Origin of the sequence: Neptunomonas sp. (assembly GCF_041601355.1) — a bacterium.
GTDB lineage: Bacteria > Pseudomonadota > Gammaproteobacteria > Pseudomonadales > Balneatricaceae > Neptunomonas.
In genome coordinates, this window is sequence record NZ_JBFIIH010000251.1 from 1 (window position 1) to 1,592 (window position 1,592).

Sequence of the window (1,592 nt, forward strand, 5' to 3'; positions counted from 1 at the left end):
GCACCAATAACGTTAAGTTTTACATCCCTGATCATTCGCCCGCCGAACTGGATAACCCTGACGCTGTTAAGGCGCTAAAAGCAGCGGTGCAGAATCAAAACTTTAAATTATTGTTTCAGCCTATCGTTCCACTTTCATACAACAGCCAACTAAGTCACTACGAAGCACTATTAAGACTACTCGACAAAAACCAAAACGAACTTTCCCCCACCACCTTCTTAGATACAGTGGAACTTGCCGAACTCAGCACAACCATGGATCGCTGGGTAATACTCAAGTGTATCCACCATTTACGCGAAGAGCTCAACAAAGGCAATAAACATCGCCTGTTTATCAGTGTAACCAAAAAAACCTGGGGAGATCCGGAGATTCTTGAATGGCTAGCCGAGCAGCTAAGGGAGTTTCGTATCCCGGCAGATCATCTGGTTTTTCAAATCAGCGAAAGCGACTGCTCCAGCCATTTAGCCGCTGCCCAGGCATTCACTGCTGGTTTGAAGAAATTACACTGCCTGATTTGCATTAAACATTTTGGCTGTTCCAGTAACGCCAGTCAGGTGCTACGACAAATCAATGCAGACTACGTAAAACTGGATGGCTCCTTTGTTCAGGAGTTAGCCACCACCAACGCGCTTGATGTGACATTTGAGACAATGGCAGAAGCATTAAAATCGCAAGGCAAGATCACAATCGCGCCGCTTGTTGAAGACCCTAAAATAATGAGCCGCTTATGGAAGTCGGGAGTCGGCCTGATTCAAGGCTACTATTTACAGCCACCGCGTGACAAGATGGATTATGATTTTTTCGAAGGACAATAAGACAGGTAATAATGCAGGTAATAAAAAGAACAATAAAAAATACCAGTGAACTCTGTCACGAGTCTCACTGGTATTTTTTTACCCGCTAATCAATCATCACATTAACGCAACGAATCGCGGTCCCTAAAGCCAATCAAATATAAGATACCATCCAGACCGAGTGTTGAGATCGCCTGTTTGGCGCTCTGACGCACTAACGGCTTAGCTCTGAAGGCAATCCCCAACCCAGCAATAGATAGCATTGGCAGGTCGTTTGCGCCATCTCCTACCGCTATCGTTTGCTCAAGACGCACTCCCTCACGCTCGGCTATCTCTCTGAGCAATTGAGCTTTGCGGTCTCCGTTGACAATCTCGCCAACCACCTCGCCCGTCACAACCCCGTCACGAATATCCAGTTGGTTAGCATAGACGTAATCAAAGCCAAGCTGCTTCTGCAACTTTTCAGCAAAATAAGTGAAGCCACCCGAAAGGATAGCGGTTTTAAAGCCCAGCATTTTCAGATGAGAAACCAGATCTTCTGCCCCTTCGGTCAAAGGTAAACGCTGTGCAACCGATTCGAGCACACTCGCATCCAACCCTTTGAGCAGTGCCACCCGACGCCGAAAGCTTTCATTGAAATCGAGCTCACCACGCATTGCCGCTTCAGTGATTTCAATAACCTGATCGCCGACACCTGCCTCTTTAGCCAACTCATCAATGACTTCTGCTTCAATCAGCGTCGAGTCCATATCAAACACCACTAAACGGCGATGTCTACGGAATATATTATCTTCCTGA

General features: G+C 46.6%; 2 protein-coding genes. One reads left to right on the forward strand and one right to left on the reverse strand.

Features of this window, described 5'->3' with window-relative positions:
* A partial coding sequence (locus tag ABY436_RS20010) for an EAL domain-containing protein (protein ID WP_372740683.1) occupies positions 1 to 815 on the forward strand: 815 nt, incomplete at its 5' end.
* Positions 816 to 916: 101 nt separating this feature from the next.
* Here the strand turns inward: ABY436_RS20010 and serB are convergent.
* On the reverse strand, positions 917 to 1,592 hold a 676-nt coding region (gene serB, locus ABY436_RS20015), incomplete at its 5' end, for a phosphoserine phosphatase SerB (RefSeq protein ID WP_372740684.1).